The organism is Polaromonas sp. (assembly GCF_035638815.1).
Lineage (GTDB): Bacteria > Pseudomonadota > Gammaproteobacteria > Burkholderiales > Burkholderiaceae_C > Polaromonas.
Genome location: NZ_DASQZG010000014.1, coordinates 127496 through 154129, shown reverse-complemented (window position 1 = coordinate 154129; position 26634 = coordinate 127496). Strand labels below are relative to the sequence as shown.

Here is a 26634-nt window from a genome sequence, read left to right as displayed (position 1 = left end):
GCGCTTACTTCTTGTTGAAGTCCACCACGGGCGGTGCTGAGATCTGGGCTTCATTCGCCACTGCAAAAGTGGGTTTGACGCTGTAGCCAAAAATCATGGCGGTGATGTTGTTGGGGAAGCTGCGTGTCAACACGTTGTACTCCTGCACCGACTGGATGTAGCGGTTGCGTGCCACGGTGATGCGGTTTTCGGTGCCTTCAAGCTGAACCCGCAGGTCGCGGAAGCCCTGATTGGCTTTCAGGTCGGGATAACGCTCGCTCACCACCATCAGGCGGCTGAGCGCGCTGCCCAGTTCACCCTGCGCAGCCTGAAATTTGCTGAACGCGGCCGGGTCGTTCAAGGTCTCGGGCGTTACCTGAATGGAGGTCGCCTTGGCACGCGCCTCAACCACCTTGGTCAGCGTCTCCTGTTCAAATGCAGCTTCACCCTTGACCGTGGCGACAATATTGGGAACCAGGTCGGCGCGGCGCTGGTACTGGTTCAGCACCTCGGACCAGGCAGATTTGGTTTGCTCGTCCAGCGACTGAAAGTTGTTGTAGCCGCAGCCAGACAGAAGAAGGGCAAAGGCGCCCATCAGGGACCAGCTCAAAAATCGTGATGTCATGGGAGACCTCCAAAAATGTTATGCAGAACACTACCATACCCAAAATGATGTCTCCGTCAGCCAACGCCCCGTCCGCAGCCAGCCCGTTGCACGTCTTGCAGGCATCGCTTCGCCCCGTTGCCCCAGTGGCAGGCGTCAAACCCACATTGCTGGTGGCGGGCGCCACAGGCGCGCTTGGCAGCGAAGTTTTGCGCCGGCTGGCAGGCAGCGGCTGCTTTGCGCAAACCCGGGTACTGGCCCGCGAGCCCATCACCGCCGGCCTGGCGCAAGTGGGCATAGAGCTGGTTGGCGGAGGTGACATAGCGGCTTGGCCGCTACCCCGCATTCCCGCGCAGACCGGTGTCGTGATGTTTGAGCCACCGCGTCTGTACCACGACCGCGAGCGCGCCCTGTGGACGCCCTTGCCCGGCGAACTGGTGACCCTGGCCAAGTGGCTCAGGCGCTGCGGCGTGCGCACGCTGGTGCTGGTTTTGCCGCATGCACAGGGCAGTCTGCCGCACGCACTCAGGCACGGCCTGGCCAGCATTGACGAGCAGGAGGTCGTCGCGCTGGGATTTGAGCGGGTGTTGCTGGTGCGATCGGCGCAAAAGCATGCCGGCTTGTCTGGCGGCTCTTTTTTTGAAAAAGTCGCGCGCTGGATGTTGTCCATATTCAAATACATGATTCCATCTGCAGAACAACCGGTCAGAACGGTCAAGCTCGCGGAATTCGTGGACGCAGCCCTTCGCGTCATGCCCGCCGGGGTGCATATTGCGGGCCCCGAGTTGCTGTCCCGGGTGGTGCAAGCCCCCAACCTTCAGGACGGCGTGCTGGCGTGGCTTAATACGGAGCAAAGTGCCTGAGTACTCATGCGCGCTTAACCGGACGGAAACATGCGAAAACCCAAAGTCTCCCCTGCCAGCACCGGCAACGCTGACGACATTGAAGCCGCTTTTTACGAAGCGCTGCAAAGCGGCGACATCGAGAAATTGATGCTCTGCTGGGCTGACGAGGACGATATTGTGTGTGTGCACCCAGGCGGGCCGCGCGTGGTGGGTGCGGGCGCCATACGCGCAGCATTCGAGGCCATGTTTGCCAACGGCAGCATTCGGGCGCATGCCGAAAAAGTACGCAAGGTAGAGGTGATGAGCGCCAGTGTGCACAGCGTGCTCGAGCGCATCGAAGTGCTGACTGAAGAAGGTCCGCACCACGCCTTTGTGATTGCCACCAACGTGTATCACAAGACCGCACAGGGCTGGCGCATGGTGGCGCACCACACCAGTCCCGGCACACCGCGCGAAATGCAGGAGATATCGGACAGTCCGCAGGTGCTGCATTAAGACAGAGCATGAATTACCAAGCCCCGTGGTGGTTGCCGGGCGGCAACCTTCAAACGATTTATGCGGCCCTGCGCTCAGAGCGATATCTCGGCGAGGCGCCCAGCTTCAGGCGCGAGCGATGGGTTACGCCCGATGATGATTTTGTCGATGTGGACTTTGCGGAACACGCCAGCGCTGTATCGGCACCCCTGCTTGTGGTTTTTCATGGACTCGAGGGCTCATCCGCCAGCCACTATGCAGAGGCGCTGGCCGCAGTTGCGCGCGACCGGGGCTGGGCTTGCGCTGTGCCGCACTTTCGCGGTTGTTCGGGCGAACTCAACCGCGCACCGCGCGCCTACCACTCCGGAGATTTTGAAGAGATCGACTGGATTCTGAAAAAATTCCGGGTCCTGCATGCCGGGCCGGTGTTGGCAGTCGGCATTTCATTGGGCGGCAACGCCTTGATGCGCTGGGCTGCCGAAATGGGCCCCTCTGCTGCGCAGTCGGTCCGGGCAGTTGCCTCGGTGTGCTCACCACTCGATCTTGCGGCCAGCGGCCACGCCATCGGTCGGGGCTTCAACCGTCTGGTCTACACGCGCATGTTTTTGAACTCCATGGTGCCCAAGGCGATGAAAAAACTTGAGCAGCACCCCGGCCTGTTCAGCGGTGAAGCCCTGCTGGCGGCGCGTGATCTTTACGCCTTTGACAACGTGGTGACCGCACCGCTGCATGGTTTTAAAAACACTGAAGATTATTGGGAGCGCGCATCTGCCAAGCCGCATATGCGGCGTATCGCCGTGCCGGCCCTCGCGCTCAACGCGCTCAATGATCCCTTTGTTCCGGCCTTTAGCCTGCCGCAACCGGCAGACGTCAGCGATGCGGTGACTCTTTGGCAGCCGCGCACAGGCGGGCATGTGGGTTTTCCGGCCTCGCCGTTTCCAGGCCATGTACGCGCCATGCCGGAGGCGGTGTGCGGATTTTTTGCAAGTCAGCTGAATGGAGAGGGAGTAGTGCATGGATGACATCGTTCGCCAGGCCATCGCCAAATGGCCCAACGTGCCGGATTGTTACGGCTGGCTGGGCCTGGACGCCCGCGGCAACTGGTACATGCGGGACGACCAGACCCAGGCCGCGGGGCCGTTTGCGGGCGGCTCTGCGGCCAGCAAGGGCTCCCTCCTCAAGCACGACAAACTCATTGCCTTCATTGCCCGCAATTACGAAAGCGACAAAACCGGCCGCTGGTTTTTTCAGAACGGCCCCCAGCGCGTGTACGTTGAGCTGGAGGCCACGCCCCTGATCTGGCGGCTTGACGGCGCACCGGACTTTGCGGTGACCGATCACCTCGGGCGCCCAGCGCGCATGCAGTGCTGCATTCTGGATGAGCATGGCCGCCTCTACCTGGACACCGATCTTGGTTTTGGCCTGGTGCACACGCTGGACATGATGCAGGCCTCCGATGCGATTGACCAGGGGCTCTGGGTGCCAGGCGAGTTGGCAACGCGTGAGTTGCCGGAGCGGTTTGGCTATGTGCGCAGCCCGGCGGCGAATCCCTTGCCAAGGGCTTAGGTTTTTACACAGTGCAATAAAAAAGCCGGTCAGTGACCGGCTTTTTGTTGGTGCGCTGCCTGCTTATTTGGCGGCGCTGACCATGTATTCCACTGCCGCACGAATGTCGGCGTCGGAGGCAGAAGAGCCGCCCTTGGGGGGCATGGCGCCTTTGCCCTTGATGACGCTGGCAGTCAACGCGTCCACACCAGTCTTGATGCGGGGCGCCCATGCGGCCTTGTCACCAAACTTTGGGGAGCCCGCTACGGAGGCGGCATGGCAGGCAAAACATGCTTGTTTGTAGAGGGCCTCACCAGCACCGGCCTTGGCGGCGGTGGCTGGAGCCGGAGCCGCTGCAGCAACAACAACGGGCTGAGGTGCGGCGACAGCCGTCGCTGCAGGCGCAGCGGGTGCCGCTACGGCCGCATCGGCGGTGGCCGCGGCTGCTGCTTTTTGCGGTTCGGCAAACTTGCCGCCTGCGGAATTGGCCATGTGGGCCACGGCGCGAGCGATTTCTACATCATCAAAATCACCGCCACCCTGTGGGCCCATCAAGCCTTTGCCTTTAAGGGCGGAATTAACCAGCGCTTCAAAGCCGGTTTTCAGACGCGGGCCCCAGGCGGCGACATCGCCCAGCTTGGGCGCCGCAGCAACCGCAGCACCGACAGCGTGGCAGGTTGCGCACTGTGCGGTAAAGACTTCTGCACCCGGTTTCAGTGCGCGGTTGGCGTCGCGAATGTCGACCACACCGATTTTCTGGATACGCTGGGCCACCGCTTTTTCAACATCGACCGCGCCCGAGGCCGGTTTGTTTTGAGAGGTGACGTAATACACCAGCGCGATGATGACGAAAATCGGGACGACAAATGAAAAGAAAACAGCAGCGAGCAATTGCTGCGGCGTTTTGATGGGGCCAGAGTGGTCTTCTTCGTGGGCCGTCGTGTGGTCGTTTGCGCTCATGGCTTCCTCAAAACTGAAAATCGGTGACTAAAGCAACTGATAGTCGACAACCTTCGATTATAGCCATTGGGCCCGTAAAACCCGACCTTGGCCCGGTCGGGCTGATAGAATCCGGGGCGTCAGAGGCAGGCTCAAACAGCCCGATCTCTGCAAACCCCTGCCCTTCGAAACCGGGGTAGTGGCACCTTTCAGCGTTGCGGCTGTAGCTCAGTGGATAGAGTATTGGCCTCCGAAGGCTGTCGTCATTGGGATAAAGCGCAACGGGTAGACTATTGGTCTCAAAGCAGCATGCGGCTGTAGCTCAGTGGATAGAGTATTGGCCTCCGAAGCCAAGGGTCGTGGGTTCGATCCCCGCCAGCCGCACCAATCAATGACTTACCGTTCGGTGCGTGTCGTTGCGTGCTTCGTGACTTTAGGCATAAGCCCGCTTAAGTTCGCTATAGGCCCGTTTGTTACGCAGCCGGTTATCAATCGCAGTCCCCATACACCACAGCTAGAGATGGCTGTCCGCTGACGCGCGCTTGGTTGTCTTTTGCCTCGTTACAATCCGTCACACCTCCATCACGTCAGGTGTTCATGACACGTCTACTCAGTCCCCCTGTGAGCAAAAGCTGGGAGCCCTTGACCCTTCTTGTGACAGTTGCTGTAACTATGGGGTGTCTGCATTCTGCTAATACATGGGCCCAATCCTCGCCCCGCTCGCGCCCTGCGGTCTCGGCAGACCGAGCAACATTGCAAATCGTGTGTGAAGGCAAAAATGCAGGTGCCGAAATCACTGTCCAAGGCGAGGTGAAAGGCGACTGCCCGCTTGACGTGCAAATTGCACCGGGCACGATTCGCATCCTAGCAACCAAACAGGCCAGCGACACAACCGAACTTGCGAGTGAACAAGAAATTCGCATCGGCAGCGGCACTACCAAGCGCATCGAGATCGAGCTTGGCCCGCCTCGGCTAAACGCGCGTGGCCGGACCTTGAACAAGGGAAAAGAGCAAGAGCGTGCCCAGTCCGATCGGACCGACTCGATCGAAGCCAATCGCTTGCGGGCGGCTGCGGAGGCAGGCGACACCGGAGCGATGCTCGCGCTCTCGCTAGCTTTCCGGGCAGGCAAGGGCCTACCCATCAACGAGGAGCAAGCGTCGATCTGGGAGCGTAAAGCCGCAGAAGGGGGAAATGCGAAGGCCATGGCTCAACTCGGCCAACTCGCTGAAAAAAAGCGAAACTTTGCCGAGGCTTTTGTCTGGTACGAAAAGTTGGCAAATAAGGGCGACCCTGCTGGAGAAGGTAATTTGGCCGCGCTTTACTTCAACGGCACGGGAGTCGTGAAAGACGTTGATAAAGGAGTCGCGCTTTGGCGCAAAGCGGCAGGCGCTGGTAGTACACGAGCCATGAACGGCCTTGGTGTAGCTTATTTGAACGGTCTCGGCACGCCTAAGGACGTGCCGCAGGCCTTGCAGTGGTTCCGAAGGGCGAGCGACGCGGGGGAAGCCCGGGCCCATACCGTCCTAGCATCTTTGCACCTGCGCGGGGGAGAAGGCATTTCTCAGGATCCAGCCAGTGTCGTGAGGCTGTGTCAGCTTGCGATAGATGGAGGAAATCTCGACTGCTATGGGCTGCTGGCCGATCTGCACTTCTTTGGATTAGGCGTTGCAAAGGACGAAGCCAAAGGGCTCTCGTTTGTTCGCGCCGGGGCTGAAGCAGGAAATCCTAACTCTATGAGGATGCTTGGGGCCTACCACTTCAATGGAAATGCCGGTCTGCCGGCGAACTCGCCATTGGCGCTCACTTGGCTACGCAAGGCAGCGGCTTTGGGTGACGAACCTGCCATCAAGGAGGTTGAGACCATGCGTCTTAGGGGGCACACGCAAGATGCAGCAGAGGCTGCCGCTCAGCAAAACGCGGCTCCATCGGCAGACCAACGAGTTGTGACCCATGCTCCAGTGCAGCAGCCACCCCCTCCGCCATCCCCGAGCCCGGGCTTCGGTGGTGGCCTGTTCGGCGGCCTGCTTGGCGGCGTCGCCTCCCAGATCGTGGACCGCAATGCGGCGTTGGTGAACTCTGCACTGGGCGGTAGCGGCGTCGCAGGCAGGCTTGCAGCTGACATGAACTCTCAGCTCGCGGCCGAGACCAAAGAACAGATTGCAAGGCAAACTGGCAGTACGGATGAGGGTCGAATGGGCAACGCACTCGCCTCGGCGCTAACTTCAGGCGGGAGGGCCGGCACCCTCGCATCTTCCGGTGTAGGCGGCAGTGGAACTACGCTTGCTTCACAGACGTCCCCCGGTACAGCTTCTGGCGCCCAAAGCGGCGCGAACAATGCCGCTTTACTCGCATGCAAGTCAGTTTCTTACCCGGGTAGCAAGGCTGACCCTCAGACTTACGTATACGACGCCATCGCCCAGTTTGATGCGTGCGCGTACAAGTCCACGGGCGACAGCCGGTACGTGACTGACGGGAACAACCAGTGCAAGGCCCTTGCAGGGCTCCTCGCGTCTACACGGAGTGCGTTCCGTCCTTACTTCTGCTCGGGTTCGCTGATGAAGCAGTGAAGGCGCGGTCGAGGACCGTGCTGCGGTTCGGCAAGACCACCGCCCAGATCCACCAAAGAACGAAGATCTGCACGGGCGCACGGACTAGGAGATAAACGGGACCCCACGCATGACCCCCCATCGGCACGTGGTGAAGGGCGGCGAAGACGTTTGCTGGGAAAAACGCGATCAAAGTTATAAAAGCAGCCCACGATCCTGCCACCCGAGAGCGCGCGAAGTAGACGGCGAGTGCGATAGCGATCTCGAGCACACCCGTCGCGTAGACCAACGTCTCCCTCTCAGGAATCCACGAGGGGAGCATGAGCACCATGGGGCCGGTCTGAATGAAATGCCCGCTTGCGGTGAATAGGAAGAGCAAAGCGAGGCCTGCGGCCGCAGCAGGACTCCTGTCCCGCCCCGGCTCTCGGTGCAACAGAAACCGATCAACCATATACGGAAAGACCAGCAACAAGATCATAAGCATCGGGGTCAGCATGTCGTCACTCCTTTTGTAGTCCGGACTGTGGCGCAACTGACGCCTCATGGCCAGTGCCGTGCGACCAAACGACGGAAATGTGGAGCCACAGGCCTTGGATAAGGTGCCAGCCGCTGCGCATTGTCTTGCCCTCTTGCCCCACTCTGTAATGCCTGGCCAGGTCCTTTCCCGTTTGCAGAAAGTGCGGCACATTAAGGGGACAGGCCACACTTAGCCACCCGCCTTAAGCGCCTGCTGTCGGCACGGGACACGCAGGGCACCCCCATCCTGAGAGGATATACATGGCGATCGTTCACGCCGACACTGATTCCGTCATTGAGCCTGCGGCCGCGCAGCCGGGAGCTGGCCTCGCCTGCGTGGCGGCATTGACCTTGATTCTCGATCTGGCCAATGGCGTTGAGGAAGAAAGCAGCCAGCGCACGGCGGCGTTTGCATGGCATCTTGCGAGCGAAGCCGGTCTTTCCCCCGCCGATCGGGGCACGGCGTTTATGGCCGGGTTGCTGTATCACATCGGATGCACCGCATTCGCATCGACGCAAGCGCGCTTTGCTGATGACGATATTGCCTTGCGCGCCGCACTGGGCAAGAGCGACCGCGAGTCGCCCCGGTCTCTGGTCTGGGCCTTGCTGCGCGCCAACCAGCGGGCGGGCAGCCGCATCGCGGCCTTGATCGATGTCGGCCTGCACCATGCCGACATCCGCGACCACTGGATGCGTGAGGCCTGTGGCGCGGCCCGCAGTCTGGCCACGCACCTGGGCTGCACTTCTGCAACGCTTACGGCCTTGGGCGAGATGTTTGAGCGTTGGGATGGCCGCGGTGGCCCGCACGGGCTGCGTGGGGATGCGCTGTCGGTGCCGGGCCGCGTGATGCAGGCAGCCCATGTCGCTGTGCTGTTCCACACCTCCGGCGGCACCGACGTCGCGCGCCGGGCCCTTGCGCAAGCGGCGCGCGGCACGCTTGACCCGGTTTGGGCCGCGCGCGCCGAGTCGGCGCTGCAGGTTCTGGATACACCTTCATCGCTGGCACTCGCCTGGAGCGCGAGTGAATCGCTCGCAGCCGCAGCCGCGATCAGCCCCTTCCGGGCTGCGGAAGTTTTTGGCGAGTTTGCGGATCTTCAAACCCCGCATACGCGCGGCCACTCGGCGGCTGTGGCACGGCTCGCCCACGGAGCGGGTGTACAACTTGGCCTTGCGCAGGAAGAGCTCGTTGCGCTGGACCTCGCAGCACACCTGCACGACGTTGGCCATGTCGCGCTGCCGACGGCGCTGTGGATGCAAACCCGACCCTGGAGCGACAACGAGCGCAGACGTGCCCAGACGCACGTGAGCGTGACCGAGCGCGTCCTCGCCCAGGCACCGGTGTTGCAGGAGGCCGCTCGCATTGCTGGTGCCCACCACGAGCGGCTGGACGGCAGCGGCTACCCGCGCGGCGCAAGGCAATCCCAGCTTGAACGTCCGTCACGCCTTCTTGCGGTGGTCGAGATGACTTGTAACCGGCTCGAAGATCGTCCCCACCGCCGCGCCTGCAGCGTTACGGAAGTGGCGCTGCAGCTTGTCCGGGAAGCAAACGAGGGCCGGCTTGACGCGGCCTGTGTCGATGTTGTCCAGCAAACACTTGGGCAACCACGCCAGCGGACAACGGGCGCCGGTCTTCAGCTGACCGAGCGCGAGGTCGACGTGTTGCGCCCCCTGGCCACGGGCCAGACCAACAAGCAGATTGCGCGCGCGCTTGGTATTTCGGACCGGACCGTGCAGACGCACACGCAGCACATCTACGCCAAGCTGGGCGTGGACACCCGCGCCGGTGCGGCGCTGGCGGCGGCGCGTGCGGGCTTGCTTTAGCAGGCCCGGCAGCGGGGGCGGTTGCCCATCCGCCATCTGGCGGATTCCCCTCGCGCGTCGCAAAAATTACGATTGCGCGCATCTCAACTCGCCCTTCACACCATGCTCCGTCTTGCTACCTTTATCGCCGGCCTTGCCTTTGTGCTCACTCCTGCAGCCCAAGCCGCCAACACAGCATGCGCCCCCAGTGCTGCCACAGTCCCTGTCGCCCAGGCTTCGGCCAGCAGCTTTCAGCTCACCAGCGCCGACGGCATCTGCCTGCAGGGCTACCAGTGGGCGCCTGTCGGCGCACCCCGCGGGGTAGTGATCGTGGCGCACGGCTTGCGCGATCATTCCAATCGTTATGCGCGGCTGATAGCCCCGCTGGTCGCACAGGGCCTTGTTGTTCAGGCGCAAGACATGCGCGGGCACGGTGCATCGGGGGGAGACCGCCAGCGCTTTGACTCCGTGGACGATCTGGTGGCAGATCTTTCATTGGGGATAACACGCGCGCGCGCGACTCGCCCAAACCTGCCCGTATTCGTGTTTGGCCATAGCATGGGTGGCATGACAGCGGCCACTTACGCGGCGCGGCCCGACCCCCAAATCCGGGGTGTGATTCTGAGTGCGCCATTTCTGGTGCTGCCAGAGAACGCATCGCGCTTTGAACAGGTGATCGGACGGGCCATAGCCGCCGTTGCGCCGGGCGCGAAAATCCAAAAACTGGACGACACCGTGTTTCTCCGGGAAGAAAGCGCCCGCCGCGCGCTGGCGACCGACCCCCTGGTTGACCACAGTGACCTCCCGGCAGCCAGTGCCCGCGCGGCGTTGAATGGTGTTGAGGCGATCGCCGCCCGGATGAGCAGCGTGTCGGTTCCGCTCTTGATTTTGCATGGCCTGGCTGACGAGTCGACCAGCATCGCAGGCAGCCGCCTGCTTGTGAAGACCGCAAAATCAAGCGACAAGACCCTGCGCGAGATTCCCGTTGCCAGACACGACCTCACCAACGAGCCTGAAGGGCCGCAACTGGCGCTGGACATTGCAAAGTGGGTAGGCGACCGGCTGTGAGGTAAAAGGGGAATGCGGTGTGATTTATTACCCGGGAATTGCCCGTTATTACGCGTTTGGTTGCAATGCTTTCCATCGTTTGCAAATAATTGACGTAAACATGTTTTAAGTTGTAGCGCTTCGGTGCGCGTGCTGCGAGACTCCTGAATTCGGATTTACAGAGAGAACCCGATGACAGGCCTTCAATCGCAACGATCACCAACCCGACCACCTCCTGCGTACGTGGCCGCGCGCGCCGACGCTGTGCGTTATGCGGTCTTGCAACGGATTGCACCCGCCCTCCGACACGACATGGTGGCCAATTTGCAGCCCATGGGCATGATTCATGAACTGGCAGAACACCAAGTGGCCAGCGGACGGGCGGATATTGCGACCCTTCTGGACAGCTCGGCAAAAATGAACCGGTTCGGAAAGGCTGCATTGGCTTGCTGCCTTGAAACGTCAACCTGGCTTGAGCGGGACTCGAGCGCAACAATCCCCATTGCCCAGGCGGTGGGAGAGTGTTCTGCCTTGCTGGGCCGGGTATTTGGTTTCGTGGGCTTCCGGCTGATAAACGAAGTCCGGTACGAGGCATTGCAGATGCCCCGCGATGCTGTCCGGCACGCCCTGACAGCCGCGCTGCTGGCTGCTGTAGACACTGCCAGCGGGCCGTCGGACGTTGTGCTGCGGACATCACACGAGGGTGAGGCTTTCGTTCTCACGCTTTCTGTGGTTGCGCAGCAGGACAAGCGCATCGCCTTCACGTTTGACGACAACGACCGGGCTCTGACATGGGACGACGTGGAGGCCGTGGCCAGCGCGGAGTCCATCGGTTTTCTGAAGACTCCCGACGGCGTATCACTTTCCTTTCCACAATGACAGACGGGCGATGACCTGCGGAACTGTCCTACTTTACAAAGCGGCCATCGGGACAAGCGCATGGGTCGTTGCAATTTAGCCTGAATGTTATGGATCAGTTAAACCGACAGACGATGCGAGGCATTCCATGAGTTTTGGCTCGTTCGCAACAAACACGGTGCCACGGCAGGCGCCGGGTGTTATCAACATAGGTATCGCAGAAGACTTTGGCGTGGTGCGGTCAGGTCTTGTCAGGCTGTTTTCCCGTCATGCGGACACGCACGTGGTGGGTACCGCCACGTCGGGGGTGGAAGCGCTGCAGCTGGTGCAGACCCATGAGATGGATGTTCTGGTTCTCGACATTGCCATGCCTGATTCAGGCGCAGTGGACGTGCTGGGCCGCATCGTTGCTCATTCCCCCCATGTCAAGGTGGTGGTCTTCTCCGGCTATCCCGAGCAAAAGTACGCGCTGCCCATGATCCGTCTGGGGGCGCGTGGGTTCGTAGACAAAGCCTCTGCCCTGGAAACGCTTGTTGACGCCGTTCGCGAGGTTGCGGCTGGAGGCACTTCTTTTTCCCCGCGCGTCCAGGCCCTGATGGCCGAGGCAGAAAATCACAAGGTGCCGACAGGTGATGCGGGCATGACAGCCCGGGAGTTTCAGGTGTTCCTGCGCCTCGCCAACGGTGAAACGGTGACAGACATCGCAAACACCTTGCATGTCAGTGACGTCACCGTGAGCACTCACCGCAAGCAGGTGCTGAAAAAATTGAATCTGACCTCCAATTCCCACCTGACCCGTTACGCCATCGAAAACCGCTACATCGATTGAGGATTCGATTAACCGGTTCGTCGCTTCAGGTTTAGCCTGGACACGGTGTCGCGAACCTGGCTCAAGGTTGCGGGCTTGGAGAGATGGGCCGTGAATCCCATTTCCAGCGCCCGGTCCACGTCAGCCTGCCTGCCGTATCCGCTCAGGGCAATCGCCGGGAAATCTTTCAGGGGCGCACGCTTTCTGATCTCCTGAATCAGCGCGAAGCCGTCCATGCCGGCCATACCCAGGTCGGAGATCATCAAGTCGTAGCTCGACGCTGTCAGCGCCTGCAAGGCTTTCTCGCCGGAGTCCGCGGTGTCGACCACGGCGCCATCAATCCGCATCAGGGCTGCAAATGGCTCCAGACCATCCAGCATGTCATCGACAGCGAGAATGCGCAGGCCTTCCAGCGAGGCCACGATGTCGGGCGCCGCAGGGAGTGAGTCAGGGAAGGTGTCCTCCATTTCCAGCGGAAGCCAGACCGAAAACGATGCGCCGTGACCCAGGCCTTTGGACTCAGCGGACACACGCCCGCCTTGCGCAGTGGCCAGCTCATTTACCAGCGCCAGTCCAACACCCAGGCCACCGCTTTCAGTGGCTTTTGGCCCCTGGGAAAACATGCCAAAAATTTCGGGTAAAAAGTCTTCGGCAATGCCCACACCCGTATCCACAACACTGAGACGGGCAAAACCGGCGTCGCGCGCCAGATGCACGGTCACTTTGCCACCTTCGGGGGTAAATTTGAGCGCGTTGTTGATCAGGTTCCAGCAAATTTGCTCCGTGCGCACCCGGTCGCACAGGGCCTGAATATCATCTTCTGCGCATTCAAAAACAAGACCAATGCCTTTGTTCCGCGCGTTTTCCGCAGACGCCTGGACGATGGAAGCGACAAGCGCGTCCAGCGGTACTGGCATAAGTTTGAGGGTGAGCTTGCCGGTTCGTGCGCGGGAGAGGTCCAGCAGGTCATCGATGATCTTGGCCTGGCTGGCGACAGCCCGGCGGATGATATCGCCGGTGCGAACCGCGAGAGGCAGGCCGCGAACGCCGGGCTGGCTGACCAGCAACTCTGTGTTGACCTGAATCAGATTGAGCGGATGTTTCAACTCGTGCGACATCACCGCCAGAAATTTGTCCTTGAGTTCGTTGGCAGCCTGTGCCTGGCTGTTGATGACGTGTTGCTGTGCAAGCTCGGCATCGCGCAGGTTTTGTTGATGCTTCATGCCGGTCATGTCGCGGGCAATTTTTGAGAACCCTTTGAGCCCACTGCCCAGGGGCGTCATGATGCCACTAGCATAAAAACGTTCGCCGCCTTTGCGTACGTGCCAGCGCTCGTCTTCGGCCCGCCCTTCCGTCGCCGCGCGCAGGCGCTCGTCCTGCGGTGCGCCCGCCGTAACGTCTTCGGGCGTAAAGATAAGGTCGAGTGCCTGGCCCAGAACTTCTTCTTCCTTGTAGCCAAACACCCGCTCGGCACCGGCGTTCCAGGTCGTGATCAGGCCTTCCTCGTCAACCGTCAGGATGGCATAGTCCTTGGTGGTTTCGGCGGCAATGTGCAGCCGCTCTTCGCTCCGGCGCACGGCTTCTTCGGCTTTGCGAAGGGCGGTCACGTCCACAAAAGTCAGCACCGCGCCGTCAATATGGTTGTCCGTGGTGCGGTACGGCCGGATGCGCGCCAGGTAGTGCTTTCCGTCAGGGCTCAGAATGGCCCGCTCAATTGTCTGGAGCGTCTGGAAGGCATGTTCTGCATCGCTCGCCAGGGATTCATAGTTGAGCCTGTCCTTGATGTCGAGCAAGGGACGGTTCAAATCCGATGGAATGAGGTTGAAGATATCAACTGCCTGCGGCGTGTAACGCTTGATGCGCATGGTCTTGTCGATGAAAACCGTCGCAATGTCAGATGCCGCAATAAAGTTTTTCAGGTCGTCATTGATCTTGGCGGTTTCTTCAACCTTTGACTTCAGTTCAAAGTTGACGGTGATCAACTCCTCGTTCATGGACTGCAACTCTTCCTTGCTGGTTTCCAGCTCCTCAGTGGCAGACCGCAGTTCTTCGTTGATCGCCTGTAGTTCTTCGTTGGATGCCTTTAACTCTTCGGTCGATGTCTCCGATTGCTCGATGTAATCCTGGAGGTGCGCCTTCAGTTGCCTGATCTCTCCGTGCATTTCATCGATAACCGCTTGCTGCGCTGCGTCACCTGCCTCTTGCGGAGGCGGCGCTTTGCCTTCCAGCTCTTCAAACACCACAAGGTACAGGGGCTCATGCACCGTCGGATCCAGAAACGGCTTGACCGTGATCGCAACCATTCGCTGCTCGGTGCCGCGTTGCAGGGCCACCGGTCGGGTTTTGGCCGTTTCGCTGGACTGCGTGATGCGGAACAAGGCCGTGCGCAGCTCGATGCGCAACTCCGGGTTGACATTAGCCAACAGGCTGCGGCTGGGTTTTCCGGGCGCGTGTTCCAGAAACTGCCCCGCGGCCCCGGCCAGATGCAGCACATCGTATTTGCTGTCAATCAGCACGCTGGGCGGCATGTACTGGGCCATGCAGCGCTGATGCAGCTCTGCCAACGAGGGCTGACGCCGCTCATGGGGTCCGGTACTGCGCGCGACTACCGCAGCTTCCACCAGCGGGTAGGCCACCGTCGGCACGTGGCGCACGGTCTGGGAAAGGGGATTGGCGCGATAGATGCGGTTCTTTTTATCAACCGGTGTGAACAGGTTTGGCGCAACGTCGGCCGACTCTGATATCCCCAGAAAGAGATAGCCGCCGGGTTTGAGCGCAAAGCGAAACATCTCCAGAATCCGAACCTGTGCTTCGCGGTCCAGGTAGATCAGCACGTTGCGACAGCAGATCAGGTCGAGTCGCGAGAAGGGGGGATCACGCAGCAGATTGTGATTGGCGAACAGCACCTTTTCCCGGAGCGTCTTGATAATTCGGTACTGGTCCTGCTCCCGGGTGAAGAAATTACGAAGACGGGTCGGCGGCACATCCGTGACGATGGAGCTGGGATACAGGCCGGTACGGGCCACGCCGATGGCCTTGTCGGAAATGTCACTCGCAAAAACCTGGAGTTCGGGCATGGGGTTGCATAACAAGGCCTGTTCGCGCATCAAAATGGCAACGGAATAGGCTTCTTCCCCGGTGGCGCAACCTGTGACCCAAGCCCGCACAGGATCGTCTGCGCTTCTGTCATGAAAGATGGTCGGCATGGCCTCGCGCTCCAGCGCCTCAAATGCTTCGCGGTCGCGAAAGAAATTGGTCACGCTGATCAGCATGTCCTGGAGCAGGGGGGTGGCTTCATCGGGGTTTTGGCGCAGGTAGTCCCGGTACGCTGGCAAATCAGGCAAGCCCTGAACCTGCAAACGCCGCTCAATGCGGCGAAGGACGGTGGCCCGCTTGTAATGCCGGAAGTCATGCTTGGAATACCGGCGCAGCAAGCCCATGATGTCGGTTAGCGCTCGCTCGGCGAGTTCAGCCGCGTCCTGATCCTCTGGTGCCTTGGTCTTCATTTCGATCTGCGCATCAACCGGCATCTGGATACGCCTTGCGTTGGCCCACAGGGCCATCATTTTCCCCGGCAGTTCTGCGGCGGGCATCACAAAATCGGCCATGCCACTTGCAATCGCTGCCAGCGGCATGCCGTCATGTTCCGCGTCTTCTGGGGACTGGACAAAGGTCAGGCCGCCCTGCTCTTTAACGCGCGCAAGGCCAACGGCGCCGTCCGCGCCCGTGCCGGACATCACCACACAAACGGCCCGCTCACGATGAACATGCGCCAAGGTCCGGAAGAACAAGTCAATGGCCACATGCGGTCCACCGGTCCGGGTCGGGTCAACCACCCGAAGGTAGCCGTCGTTCATCAGCAGATCACTGGCCGGAGGAATCACGTACACGTGGTCGGCCTCAATCCGTGTGGCCTTGGTCACCTGGACAACGGGCATGCTTGTGGCGCGCTGCAAAATTTCTGCCGCGTTGCTCTCATGTGAGGGCGACAGGTGAAGAATGATCACAAAGGCCATCCCGTTGCGCGCGGGCATCTGCTCGAAGAACCGGATCATGGCGGGCAATCCGCCGGCCGAGGCGCCAATTCCCACCACCGGAAAGTTCAACGACCCCCGTGTCGTGTTGCTGCTTTCTTCAGGGTCGTTCGCGGTGAGGGCAGTGTCGGACATGGAGGGTGCTGGGTGGTTGCTTAAACGTCGATATTAGTCCCCCAGGCGGTGAGAGGGCCACTATTGACAGTTCATTCAAAGGTTTCAGGGTGGCAGGCAGGCCGGCAGCGGATCTTTTTGTAGGCGTAACTGGATTTTGCGGTTTGTGGTCGGGATGGCGGGTACGTCGCCCTGCGCCCAAGCGCGGCCCGTCAGCCCGGGTCCTTAAGTTCCTCCTACATGGGCTGAGGGCGCGTGGCTACTGCATGGCCCTGTGCCCTCCACACAATGAATAAACCCCGGCGCGTTGCCGGCGTTTTTTTTATAACCTTACTGGAGCAACCATGGAAACTAGCAACAACACAGCCGCAGGCTACAGAGTCGCACCGGCAACTTCGGCCCTCAATCCCCTGGATTGGATAGCCCTCACCCTGATGATTCTGGGTGGGCTTAACTGGGGACTGGTGGGCACCATGAACCTGGACCTGGTCGCCACATTGTTTGGCGAAGGCACCGGGGCATCGCGGGCCGTCTACATCCTCATCGGCCTGGCAGCTGTGTACGGCATCGTTATGGCGATGCGTCTTGGCCGCCGTAACGGCTGATCCACCTTCCCAAATCTAAACCGGAATGCCCCGTTGGGGCACCCCTTTCCAATTTTTTTTAAGGACATCTCATGAATACATCCATTTGGCGACCCCTGGCGGTCACTGCTTTGCTGGTCAGCGTTGCCGGCTTGAGCGCCTGTAACCGCAATAGCGACGCTGGCGCTGGCAGCGGCGCACCCGGTAGTTCCACATCTCCCACCTCGTCTGGCTCCAGCGGCGGATCTTCTTCAAGCGGCACGGGCAGCACCGGCTCTTCCAGCTCAACCGACAGCTCGGGAACTACGGGCACCTCTGGAGCCAGCAGCATGGGCGGCATGGGCTCCGGCACCACGGGTAGCGCAGCCTCCGGCATGGGGAGCGGTTCAACAGGGTCGAGCAGTGGAACTGGCACTGGCACTCCGGGTACCAGCTCGGGCAGTTCCGGCACCACAGGCTCTGGCGTATCCAGCCCAAGTGGCGCCAGTTCAGCTCCTGGTACCGGTAGCGGTTCGGGAACGGGTACTTCCGGTAGCACCACCAACCGCTGATCGACATGCCCATGGACGCAGGACCGCGTGACGGTCGCTGGCGTTTCCCGGACCGTCCACCGGCGGTTTGGGAGCAGGGTGTTGGCTGGAAATGGGCGGCCGCATTGCTGCGGCTGATTCGTGCAGGCTAACGATGCGTCTGGAATGTTCCGCCTTTAGGTGGACACAGTGCGACAATTTATAAGAAAAGGGCCTCTGGCCCTTTTTGTACGGGCGCTACTGGCTATTAATTTGGTAGCGTTTGGTTCATCTTCGTCAGCGCAAGAAGGGGGCGGAGCAGACCGCCCTTTAATCGGTGCAACGGATCAACGTGCGCCTTTGCTGGCAGCGGCTCCGTTACCTGAACTTGCGCCTGTTGCTGCCGCTGGCCTCTCCACCTTTACGGCCAGCTTCACGGGCCTCTTCTGAGGTGAACTGGTGAGCGTTACCGCTTTCATGCGCTGCCTTGCCGCCTTCGCGGGCAATCTCCCGCTGGCGCTCGGGGTCCATCGCCGCGAAGCCGCGGTTGGAAGTGCGTTGCCCAACGACCTGGTTGCCGCCTTGATTGGTTGAAGCCATGTTTGATCTCCTTGAAAAGTAAAAACGCTCCTCGCAATTGCTGAAGCGTCAAATGGAGTGAGCAGCACCATTGCTGGTCACATCTTTCATGCTGACGGACGTGAAAACATTCGTTGTGAGTTGGACTGCGCAAGCACTGTAGGACGAGCCAAAGCGGGGCTGGCACCCTGATTCCTGGGGGGGTGCGACGCCCTTCACCATCGCTTCGGGTGTGAAGCGATAGCCTCCTACAGGGCCAGTTTTTCATTGCAGGAAGATGGCTTTTTTAAAGGAGCCGCAGATGCAAAATCAACAACATCCGGACGTTGACCGAACAGATAAAGAAGACCGCGCCCAACCGATCCTTAAAAGGAATCCTCCGCAGAAAGTAGCGCCGCGAAAGCAAAAGCCGGCGGGTGTCGATCTTTCGGAGGAGTCCGTTGCTGGCGAGGAGGACCCTGGCGCTTCGCTTGATCTGGTGGACATGCCCCAAGCCCGAGGCACAACATAGCTGCGGGCTTAACCTTCTGAAGAACGGCCCTCTTTAGCCCAACGGGTCAGGCTGGCACCCAGCACCGCCTCGACAAGGGAGCGCTGGACATCGTTTGTCAAACCGAGCTTGGGCAGGCGGCTAGCCAGCGCGACAAACCTTTCACCAAGGAATTCAGCCTCGCGACCGCGCAGGGGCCCTTCAACACTTCTCAGCATGGCAAAACTGATGCTTGCTCGGGTCGACCCCTGGTCTTGCGCGGGAAGCTCAGTGAGGGCAACCCCCAACCCCGAGACAAGTTTCATGGCGACCATTGCACCCTCAAGTAAGGCAGATCGCAAGGTCCCTTCGGAGGCAGGTACTTCGTAAACGGCAGACAGGCAACGCAGCATCAAGGCGTACGCGGAGTTGGCGGCGTCGAGCACGGGAGCCGCCTGCTCCCCGTCAATATGTATTCGGCCTGGCTCAACGGCCGGGTGCATCACGGGGTTGCATGCTGCGTCCCGGCAAGCTTGAAATTCTGCGCGAGCCGCCGTCAACCGGTCCATGCCCGCCTTGATGGCCATGAACTTTCCATAGTGCGATTCGTCGCGCGCACCGCGTGACCCTTCGCCCTGTTCGACAATGAAATCAATGGCCTTGTTGGCGCCGCTCAGGTCCTGCACCACCACCAGGACCTTAGCCCCGATTTCAGCCGCCTGAATCTGCAACGCCGCGTCTCCGACAAACAGTCGATCCTCTCCCATCTGGTTTGCGAGGTCTGCAAACCGCTGGCGAAGATCTGTATAAAACTCGCCGATGGTGTTGTAGTCAGGTGCCCGGGGCATGAGCGGTGGAAACTGCGGAGGGAGACGAACGGTGGCGCCTGGCGCCTTGCCAAAGGGTTCGGCGTCTTCGATGTTGGCTTGCTCGGGGCGCTCCAGAAAAATGAAATGGTCCAGTGTTTCGCCGTTGAAAGGGGACAGGCCCAATGTGATTTTGCTGGGGTGATAGCCGGGAGGTGTGGGCAGATTGGGCCGGTTGAGGTGGGGCCGCGAGCCCAGGGCAACCATCAGATTGCAGACCTGGGCCAAATGCACCATTTCCTCGACGCAAAGACCCATTAGGGTCTTGCGCCAGCCGGCAACGACTGCCAGCTCTTTTGGGTCAAGGCCTTCGTCTTCCCGTTCTTTAAGACTGAAAACCGCGTAGAGGTAGCTGCAAAGAATATTGTGCTCAAGCTCAGCCGCTTCCGCCAGCAAGTGCAACAGGTGTTCTCTTGATTCCATGGGTTCAGGTCGCCGGAAGGTCCGCCGTTTAATCCCGCGTTGTCACCACATCTGGGCTATGAGGGCGGCAATGTCGTCGGCTTCAGCAAGACTGTCTTTCTGACACGCCGGGTCATCCGCAGCTTGTGTAGCGGCGAGGTGGCGAAGAAGGGTCTCTTTCTCCTGCAAAGCGCGCAAGCCGGACCAGAGCAATTCCTCGGTCACCACATCGTGGGCTTCCACCAGGCTCAAGAGGCTAAAGGCGTGGCCCGTGTGACACAGGTAGCGCAACGCCCCGTGTTTAAGTTCGAACAGTGATCCGCCGCAATCCGGGCAGGTGAAACCGGAAGAGGTCCCTATGCGACCCAGTTCTTCCAGGTCCCCATGGCCCAGACTGATGGCGTGGGCGACGCGCAGCCAGTCAGGCGCGTTGGCGTTTGCTTGTTCAACCGGCAGGGAAAGGCGCTTCAAAAGGTCGGCCATGGCGTCAAGTCTCACTACATGATCAACGGCGGTTGCTGAAATGGCGCTTCTCGGCATGCTTGCCTGGACCGCCTCGGAAGGGTCCTGCACAACGGTTGTGCCACCGCATGCTTTGATCGCATCGAGTCCGGCGCTCCCGTCCTCCAGCATCCCGGTCAGGATGACCCCAATCACGGCGTTGCCGCTGTGCAAGGCGGCAGATCTGAACAGTGGATCAATGGCGGGGCGCGAAAAATGCTCCTTGGGCCCCTTGAACAGGTTCAGTCTGCCGTTCTCCAAAAGCAGGTGGTGATCAGGTGGCGCCATATAAATGGTTCCGGCCTCCGGGATCATGCCGCTCTCTGCAAAAACGGCCGGCAGTCGGCCATGCCCAGCGAGCAAGTCTGGCAGTTGACTGCGGTGTGCGCCTATGTGAAGCACCACCAGGATGGGCGCGGCGATGTCAGGGGATAGGGTCGCTGCCAGTTGCTGCAGCGCTTGTACTCCACCTGCGGACGCTCCAATGACAATGATCCGGTTTTCATTTTTCATTAGAGGTCTTGTGGTGGCTTGTTCGCCTTCTTCAGTGAGGAAGACGAACTGGAATGCTGAGCTGTGCTGAAGATCTCATCTCAGCAGACTTGCCGGCACGCGCGGGTAGGACAGGGTCGCTATTGCGCGTGATGCGGTGCGACAGCTGGCTTCACGGCGTTTCAGTTGACGCGACGCTATCCACTACGAGGAGGGCACAAGGCTGTGCATCCCCGCCCGCCTCATCATGGCGCCACGATCAGTCCCTGTTCAGGCGCTACCCGCCCGCTGCAAACTGCGGGGTGTAGCTCTGCCAGCTTGTCCAGTCCGGCGACATGGGTGAAGCGCAGCCAGCGCTGACTGAGCGTTATGGATTGCAGCAGGAAGGCGCCACTGCGCTGTGCGAACTTCGCCTCACCCCAGCTCTGGCGCAGGCGCTGAACATGGCTTGGTGCGAAGAAAAACTCGCTGTCAGGCTCGGTGCCATCGGTCTTCTCTCCAGGGGTCCAGTGGGTCATCCCTACCAGGACGGACCGCCGCAGGGCTCCACCCAAGTGGGTGCGCAGTCGTGCGCGCAGTTCTGAATTGCCCGCCATGTCGACCACCACGGTCGGGATGGATGGATCGAGACCTTCGAGGGTGTCGTAGTTCACTGTGTGGGCGTAGAGCCCCAGGCTGGAAACGAAATCGAGGTTGCGCGCCGATGTCGCCCCGATTATTTCAGGGGCGTCGCCGCGTGCAGCCAGCGCGTAGGCCAGACCGATGCTGGTTTTGCTGCTGGCACTCAGCAGCAGCACCCGACGGGCACCAAAGTCGCCTTGCTCACTCAGCCAGGCGGCAATCGCAAACCCGGTGAGGTAAAGCGGGGTCAGCAGCATGCGCGCGTTGTCTTGCGCGGGGTCGTGATTCGGTTCAGCCGCCACACGACTGTAGCGGTTGTAGGCAGGCGGCAGCTTGGCGCGGTGTGGCGAGCCGTCGGACAGGGCGTGTGGCTTGACGCCTTGCGGCAACAGGTCGACGTGGGTGGCGGGTGGGAAAAAGCCGAACAGGCGCTCGCCCACCGGGACCTCCGCGCAATTGGACGATTGCACGACACCAAACCCCCAGGTTGGGGTCATGCCCCAGCCTTCAGCGTCGGCGCCAGCCGGGGGAAAAAAGCCCCAGTAGCCAAGCTGCTCACCTGTCACGGCGTAGGTCAGGTTATTGGCCGAGTAAGCAAAGCGTTCGATGCGCACCCGGCCTGCGCCGGTGGCAAGCGGCGCTGCGGAAAGACCGTCTTCCACCACGCGACCATGGGCAAATTGCTGGCGATCGATTTGAAACTGCGACATTGGTTTTTTTTCTCGAGTAAAGGGGGTAGGGGCGTCAGGACTGGCGGGGTTCCACCGTCACGCAATCTGCTTGGCAAGGCGTTGGAGGTTGCTCATTGCGGCAGGGGCGGCCTGATGCAGGCGGGCGACGACGGCCTTCTTCTCGGTCTCATGGGGCTGAATGCTCTTGAGCATCCTGGTGACAGCATCGAGCCGACTCTGCACCAACCATTTGCCTATGTCAGGCTCCTGCGACCAATGGTATTGGTTGAGGGACCCTGCCAGCATCATGCGGATCCAGTCCGTGTCGTGATTGGGAAGGGGCACCACGCCGCACAGCTTGTTTTTTTGCGCCTCGTCCTGATAGGCGGCCTCGACATGGGCAATAAAGGCAGCGCTAAAAACCGGCTGATAGGAACGTACGGTTTGCGGCGTGATGCGCCTGCCTTCAAAAATGGGCCGCACGCTCATGTTGCCGATGGCGCTGGCCGAGCAGTCCACGTGGACCTGCCCTGGACCGGTGGGCAGCTCCCCATGCTCCAGCACGATGCGCGAAGGCTCTATGCGCTGCACGCGGCCCATACGGACAATGTTGCGGATCCGGCGCAACTGTTGCAGTTCCATCTGGCTCACGGTGGCGCCATGAAACATTTTTGGGCGCACGTTGGGGTCGATCCGCAGCAACACCCCGGCAGCTTCCAGGCGGTCAAACAGATCTTCGATGCCTGTTGCGGCTGCCGCAGCTTCGTATTGGGCGGCAATGCCGCCCACGGTGCTGCCAAAAAACTCGTCGGTGGCCTGGGTGTTCTGCCGGTCCAGCAGCCAGGCATCGCGCGGCATGATCCAGCGGATGTGATCAGGCTCAACCCCCTGCGCCAGCAACCACAGGCAGGCATCAATGCCGGTTTTGCCACCGCCGACCACAACATACCCTTCGGGCTGCTCCGTCAGCGCTGGCAAACCATTGACGGGCATAAAGTGAACGCCTTCGGCCACTGTGTAACCCGGCTTGTGATTGGCGGGTACGGATGTCTTGAGCCAGGTCGCGTCAACCGTCTTGCGGCGCACGGTCACCGTGTAACGCTGGCCAGTCAGGCGGTTGACAAAGGCGTCGTCACTCTGGACATCGCTCATCGCGAAATACTGGACCCGACCGCTTGGCAACAGCCGATGACGCATGATGTCCTCAAAATACGCCAGCACCTCGGTGCCACTGGCAAGATCACCCAGGCCCTGGTTCCACCCCGACGGATCCCGTCGGCCCTTGCTCAGTTCGACCGAGTTAACGCCGTAATAGGCGGAGGGCTGGTGCAGGGTGACAAAGGGATAGGCGATGTTCCAGTGACCGCCGGGCTTGGCCATGCGGTCCACCATGATGATGGTTGCATCGGTTTCGGTGATCAGGGTGTCGGCAAAGGCCATGCCCACGGCGCCTGCGCCGATGATCAGATAGTCAGCGTCTAGATGGATAGGGTGGGACATGGTGGCCTCCGTCGGAAAGAGAATGGCAATAACAGTGTTATACGATATTAATAACATTGTTATTGCACGTCAAGCAATGAGAGAGAATGGGTGTCGCCACTGTTTCTCCTCACCCTTTCCCCCCATCCATGGACGACGCTAAAACCCGGATACTCACCGCCGCAACCGAGCTGTTCCTTGAGGGAGGGTATGACGCCCTCAGCGTGCGCGCCATCGCCACGCGCGCTGAGTTGTCCACCATCGGCATCTACAACCACTTTCAGGGCAAGCAGGGTATTCTGGATGCCTTGTATGTGGAGGGTTACGAGCGGGTGGCACAGGGCATGGATGTCCAGGACGCGGATCCCAAGTCGGCACTCTTGCAGGCCTGCCGCAACTATCTGGAGATCGCCGAGCGCTACCCTGCGCACTACGATTTGATCTACGGCAAATCTGACAGCACCTACACCCCATCCCCCCAGGCAAGCGCTGTCGCTGCCCGGGCCTTCAGCGGGCTGCAAGCGCTGATAACCCGTCTGGTCCCTGCTAGCAGCAGTGACACCGTCCGGCTCGATGCCGCCCTGCAGATTTGGTCCGTCATCCATGGCTTTGTCAGTCTGCGACGACATGTGATCGCCCAGGTTGTGCCAATGGACCACTGGCGCGACCGCGCCCTTCCGGTGCTTGCGCTCGTGGCTGATGCGTTGGCGCGGGGCGAATGCCGGTCAGATCGGGTAGCGACGCATCTGGAGACCGATCCGCCAGTCCATCGGCGAAAAAAGTCGCGGTAAAAGAGCGGCTCTGTCCAGGGCTGAAGCAGAAAGTGCATTCATCCCGCCGCGTCCTGCGCGTTGTCCTACAGGAGCGCGCTTCACGCATTCGTAGATTGGTTGTTGGCAATTTCGCCAGACCCAACCAGCGACTACGACGATGCCCAAATCTCCCGACTCCCGCAAAGACAATGCCGCCGCAAAGGCCGCCGCCCGCAACACCGACAGTGGGCCCTCAAAAGCCGCGGTGATCGATTCAAATGACCCCGCCGTGCAAAAGATGGTCCAGACCGGTGATCTGGCAGCCGCGATGCCGTTCAATGCCAACAAAAAATCAGAACACGGTTTTCAAAATGGGTTGGTTCCGCCTGAAGGCGTGACTGTTGAGCCTGAGTCCCGACTGCCCACTGGCAGCACCTTGACTGAAGAAAATGGCACCGAAAAAACCGGGAGCGTCGCCCCCGAAGGCATGAACTCAACCATCGAGCCCCTTGACAGGGTGCGGGTTGATTCGGGTGGCCAGGTGCTGACCACCAACCAGGGCGTGCCGATTGCGGACAACCAGAATTCGCTCAAGCTCGGTGTCCGGGGCCCGGTGCTGCTGGAAGATTTCATCCTGCGCGAAAAGCTCACCCATTTCGACCACGAGCGCATCCCCGAGCGGATTGTTCACGCGCGCGGCTCTGGCGCACACGGCTTCTTTGAGTGTTATGAGCCACTGACGCAATACACCAAAGCCGCGCCTTTCAAGGAAGCCGGCAAGGTCACACCCGTGTTTGTTCGTTTCTCGACGGTCCAGGGTGAGCGCGGATCCAAGGACACGGCGCGCGATGTGCGCGGGTTTGCAGTGAAGTTTTATACCGATGAAGGTAACTGGGACCTGGTGGGCAATAACATGCCCGTGTTTTTTATCCAGGACGCCATCAAGTTTCCGGACCTGGTTCACGCCGTGAAACCAGAGCCTCATCACCAGATGCCCCAAGCCGCCAGCGCACACGACACCTTCTGGGACTTTGTCTCGTTGATGCCGGAGTCAACCCACATGCTGATGTGGGTGATGTCAGATCGCGCCATCCCTCGCAGCTATTCCATGATGCAGGGTTTTGGCGTTCATACGTTCCGGCTGGTCAATGAGGCCATGGAGTCTGTGTTCGTGAAGTTTCACTGGACGCCGAAAGAGGGCCTGAATTCACTGGTTTGGGATGAGGCGGTCAAAATTTCCGGCGCAGACCCTGACTACCATCGCCGCGACTTGTGGGAGCGCATCGAGGCGGGGGCTTATCCTGAGTGGGAACTGGGCGTGCAGATTTTCACGGAGGAGGAAGCGGACAAGTTCAGCTTCGACATCCTCGATGCCACCAAACTCATTCCCGAAGAGTTGATCCCCGTACGCCCGGTAGGCCGCATGGTGCTCAACCGCAACCCGGACAATTTCTTCGCTGAGACAGAGCAAGTCGCATTCTGTACAGCTCACGTGGTGCCCGGTATTGATTTCTCGAACGACCCGCTGCTGGCCGGTCGCATTCACTCGTATGTGGATACACAGATCACCCGGCTGGGTGGGCCCAACTTTCATGAGATCCCGATCAATGCACCAGTCGCGCCTGTGCACAACAACCAGCGCGATGGCTTGCATCGCCAGGCGATTCACCGCGGGCGTGTCTCCTACGAACCCAACTCACTGGGAGGCGGTTGTCCCTTCCAGGCGGGCGCGGGTCAGGGTTTTGTCACGGTTCCAGAACGCCTGAAAGCCAAGGAAGAGCAGGGCAAGGTACGTGGCAAGCCCGAAAAGTTTGCAGACCATTACACCCAGGCAACACTTTTCTTTGAAAGCCAGACGCCAGCGGAGCAGGCCCACATCGCCGCAGCGTTCCGTTTTGAGTTAAGCAAGGTCACCGTGCCGGCCATCCGTGAGCGTATGGTCGCATCCCTGCGCAATGCCTCAGAAGAGCTGGCGGCTAAAGTGGCGGCTGATCTTGGCATGCGCGAACTGCCTGACCCCATGCCAAGAGCGCTGGAGAACCCTGCCAAAGCCGAGGTGACCAACTCTCCCTCACTGTCGCTTTTTGCAAAGCCCGGCGCGGGCGGAATCCGGGCACGCAAGATTGCCATCCTCGTGGCCAATGGCTCTATTGGCGCCTCCGCTACCGATGTGCATGCGGCACTGGTTGAACAGGGTGCGGTTCCGCGTTTTGTTGCTCCACGCATTGGACCGGTCGCTACATCAGATGGCGTATCCATCGACGCAGACGCATCGCTGGAAAACGAACCTGGTTTTCTCTTTGATGCGCTGGTGCTGGCCGGCGGCGACGGGGGCGTGGCGGCGCTTAAACGTGATGGCCACACCATGGAGTTCATCAAGGACCAGTACAGGCATTGCAAGACCATCATGGCCATCGGTGGCTCGCGTCTGTTGCTGGAAGCGGCAGAAGCCAGCCCGACACTGCCCTCAGGCGACCCGGATCCCGGGATTGTCCTGGCGGACGGAGACGTCAGCGGCGCCATTGCTGCTTTTGTGAAAGGGATTGAAGACCATCGGCACCCGATGCGGGAAACGGACCCACCGTTGGTTTAAATCCTA

General features: G+C 60.4%; 21 protein-coding genes and 1 tRNA gene. 13 read left to right on the top strand and 9 right to left on the bottom strand.

Features of this window, described 5'->3' with window-relative positions; genetic code table 11:
• Positions 1-4: 4 nt before the first annotated feature.
• Positions 5-604: a LemA family protein gene (locus VE934_RS09420; RefSeq protein WP_324886717.1), complete on the bottom strand. Its 600-nt coding sequence runs from the start codon at positions 602-604 to the stop codon at positions 5-7.
• Between the two features lie 47 nt (positions 605-651).
• Here VE934_RS09420 and VE934_RS09415 point away from each other — a divergent pair, with 47 nt between their 5' ends.
• Genes VE934_RS09415 through VE934_RS09400 form a run of 4 tightly spaced genes read left to right on the top strand, consistent with a single transcriptional unit; the run spans position 652 to position 3468 of the window.
• Positions 652-1446, top strand: coding sequence for a hypothetical protein (locus VE934_RS09415; protein ID WP_324886715.1), 795 nt, complete (start codon positions 652-654; stop codon positions 1444-1446).
• Positions 1447-1476: 30 nt separating this feature from the next.
• Complete coding sequence (locus VE934_RS09410; protein ID WP_324886714.1) at positions 1477-1923, top strand: YybH family protein; 447 nt, start codon at positions 1477-1479, stop codon at positions 1921-1923.
• 8 nt (positions 1924-1931) lie between these two features.
• Positions 1932-2924 (top strand): YheT family hydrolase, encoded by a 993-nt coding sequence (locus VE934_RS09405; RefSeq protein WP_324886712.1) that lies wholly within the window; start codon positions 1932-1934, stop codon positions 2922-2924.
• Positions 2917-3468: a DUF2946 family protein gene (locus tag VE934_RS09400; RefSeq protein ID WP_324886710.1), complete on the top strand. Its 552-nt coding sequence runs from the start codon at positions 2917-2919 to the stop codon at positions 3466-3468. Before VE934_RS09405 ends, VE934_RS09400 begins: the two co-directional genes overlap by 8 nt.
• Before the next feature lie 63 nt (positions 3469-3531).
• Here the strand turns inward: VE934_RS09400 and VE934_RS09395 are convergent, their stop codons facing one another.
• Positions 3532-4407 carry a c-type cytochrome gene (locus tag VE934_RS09395; RefSeq protein WP_324886706.1) on the bottom strand — a complete coding sequence of 292 codons (876 nt, stop codon included), beginning with the start codon at positions 4405-4407 and terminating at the stop codon, positions 3532-3534.
• A 290-nt stretch (positions 4408-4697) separates the two neighbouring features.
• On the opposite strand from VE934_RS09395, the gene VE934_RS09390 reads away from it, so the two are divergent.
• From VE934_RS09390 to VE934_RS09365, 6 genes are all read left to right on the top strand, one after another.
• Positions 4698-4773, top strand: a tRNA-Arg gene (locus VE934_RS09390).
• Positions 4774-4932: 159 nt separating this feature from the next.
• The gene (locus VE934_RS09385; protein WP_324886704.1) at positions 4933-6954 is read left to right on the top strand and encodes a tetratricopeptide repeat protein; all 2022 of its coding nucleotides are present in this window, start codon (positions 4933-4935) and stop codon (positions 6952-6954) included.
• Positions 6955-7710: 756 nt separating this feature from the next.
• A complete protein-coding gene (locus VE934_RS09380) occupies positions 7711-9270 on the top strand; it encodes an HD domain-containing phosphohydrolase (RefSeq protein ID WP_324886702.1) in 1560 nt (519 codons plus the stop codon).
• A gap of 102 nt (positions 9271-9372) precedes the next feature.
• The gene (locus VE934_RS09375) at positions 9373-10317 is read left to right on the top strand and encodes a lysophospholipase (protein WP_324886700.1); all 945 of its coding nucleotides are present in this window, start codon (positions 9373-9375) and stop codon (positions 10315-10317) included.
• A gap of 171 nt (positions 10318-10488) precedes the next feature.
• The gene (locus tag VE934_RS09370) at positions 10489-11175 is read left to right on the top strand and encodes a hypothetical protein (protein WP_324886699.1); all 687 of its coding nucleotides are present in this window, start codon (positions 10489-10491) and stop codon (positions 11173-11175) included.
• A 127-nt stretch (positions 11176-11302) separates the two neighbouring features.
• The gene (locus VE934_RS09365) at positions 11303-11983 is read left to right on the top strand and encodes a response regulator transcription factor (protein ID WP_324886697.1); all 681 of its coding nucleotides are present in this window, start codon (positions 11303-11305) and stop codon (positions 11981-11983) included.
• 8 nt (positions 11984-11991) lie between these two features.
• On the opposite strand, the gene VE934_RS09360 is transcribed toward VE934_RS09365, so the two are convergent.
• On the bottom strand, positions 11992-16131 hold the full coding sequence (locus VE934_RS09360) for a CheR family methyltransferase (RefSeq protein ID WP_324886695.1): 4140 nt from the start codon (positions 16129-16131) through the stop codon (positions 11992-11994).
• Positions 16132-16454: 323 nt separating this feature from the next.
• Here VE934_RS09360 and VE934_RS09355 point away from each other — a divergent pair, with 323 nt between their 5' ends.
• Positions 16455-16715, top strand: coding sequence for a DUF378 domain-containing protein (locus VE934_RS09355; RefSeq protein WP_324886693.1), 261 nt, complete (start codon positions 16455-16457; stop codon positions 16713-16715).
• A gap of 58 nt (positions 16716-16773) precedes the next feature.
• On the opposite strand, the gene VE934_RS09350 is transcribed toward VE934_RS09355, so the two are convergent.
• The 6 genes from VE934_RS09350 to VE934_RS09325 all read right to left on the bottom strand — a co-directional run bounded on the left by VE934_RS09350 (position 16774) and on the right by VE934_RS09325 (position 23304).
• A complete protein-coding gene (locus VE934_RS09350; RefSeq protein ID WP_324886692.1) occupies positions 16774-17235 on the bottom strand; it encodes a hypothetical protein in 462 nt (153 codons plus the stop codon).
• 346 nt (positions 17236-17581) lie between these two features.
• Positions 17582-17803: a KGG domain-containing protein gene (locus VE934_RS09345; RefSeq protein ID WP_324886690.1), complete on the bottom strand. Its 222-nt coding sequence runs from the start codon at positions 17801-17803 to the stop codon at positions 17582-17584.
• Between the two features lie 498 nt (positions 17804-18301).
• Entirely contained in the window at positions 18302-19540 is a 1239-nt protein-coding gene (locus tag VE934_RS09340) for a ferritin-like protein (RefSeq protein WP_324886688.1), read from the bottom strand.
• Positions 19541-19582: 42 nt separating this feature from the next.
• Positions 19583-20533, bottom strand: a complete 951-nt coding sequence (locus tag VE934_RS09335; protein ID WP_324886686.1) for a chemotaxis protein CheB — start codon at positions 20531-20533, stop codon at positions 19583-19585.
• Between the two features lie 224 nt (positions 20534-20757).
• A complete protein-coding gene (locus VE934_RS09330; protein WP_324886684.1) occupies positions 20758-21843 on the bottom strand; it encodes a DUF2855 family protein in 1086 nt (361 codons plus the stop codon).
• A 57-nt stretch (positions 21844-21900) separates the two neighbouring features.
• Complete coding sequence (locus tag VE934_RS09325) at positions 21901-23304, bottom strand: hypothetical protein (protein ID WP_324886679.1); 1404 nt, start codon at positions 23302-23304, stop codon at positions 21901-21903.
• A 128-nt stretch (positions 23305-23432) separates the two neighbouring features.
• Here VE934_RS09325 and VE934_RS09320 point away from each other — a divergent pair, with 128 nt between their 5' ends.
• Together VE934_RS09320 and VE934_RS09315 are read left to right on the top strand one after the other, a co-directional pair.
• Positions 23433-24074 carry a TetR/AcrR family transcriptional regulator gene (locus VE934_RS09320; RefSeq protein WP_324886678.1) on the top strand — a complete coding sequence of 214 codons (642 nt, stop codon included), beginning with the start codon at positions 23433-23435 and terminating at the stop codon, positions 24072-24074.
• Between the two features lie 139 nt (positions 24075-24213).
• Positions 24214-26628 carry a catalase gene (locus VE934_RS09315; protein ID WP_324886676.1) on the top strand — a complete coding sequence of 805 codons (2415 nt, stop codon included), beginning with the start codon at positions 24214-24216 and terminating at the stop codon, positions 26626-26628.
• Positions 26629-26634: the final 6 nt, after the last annotated feature.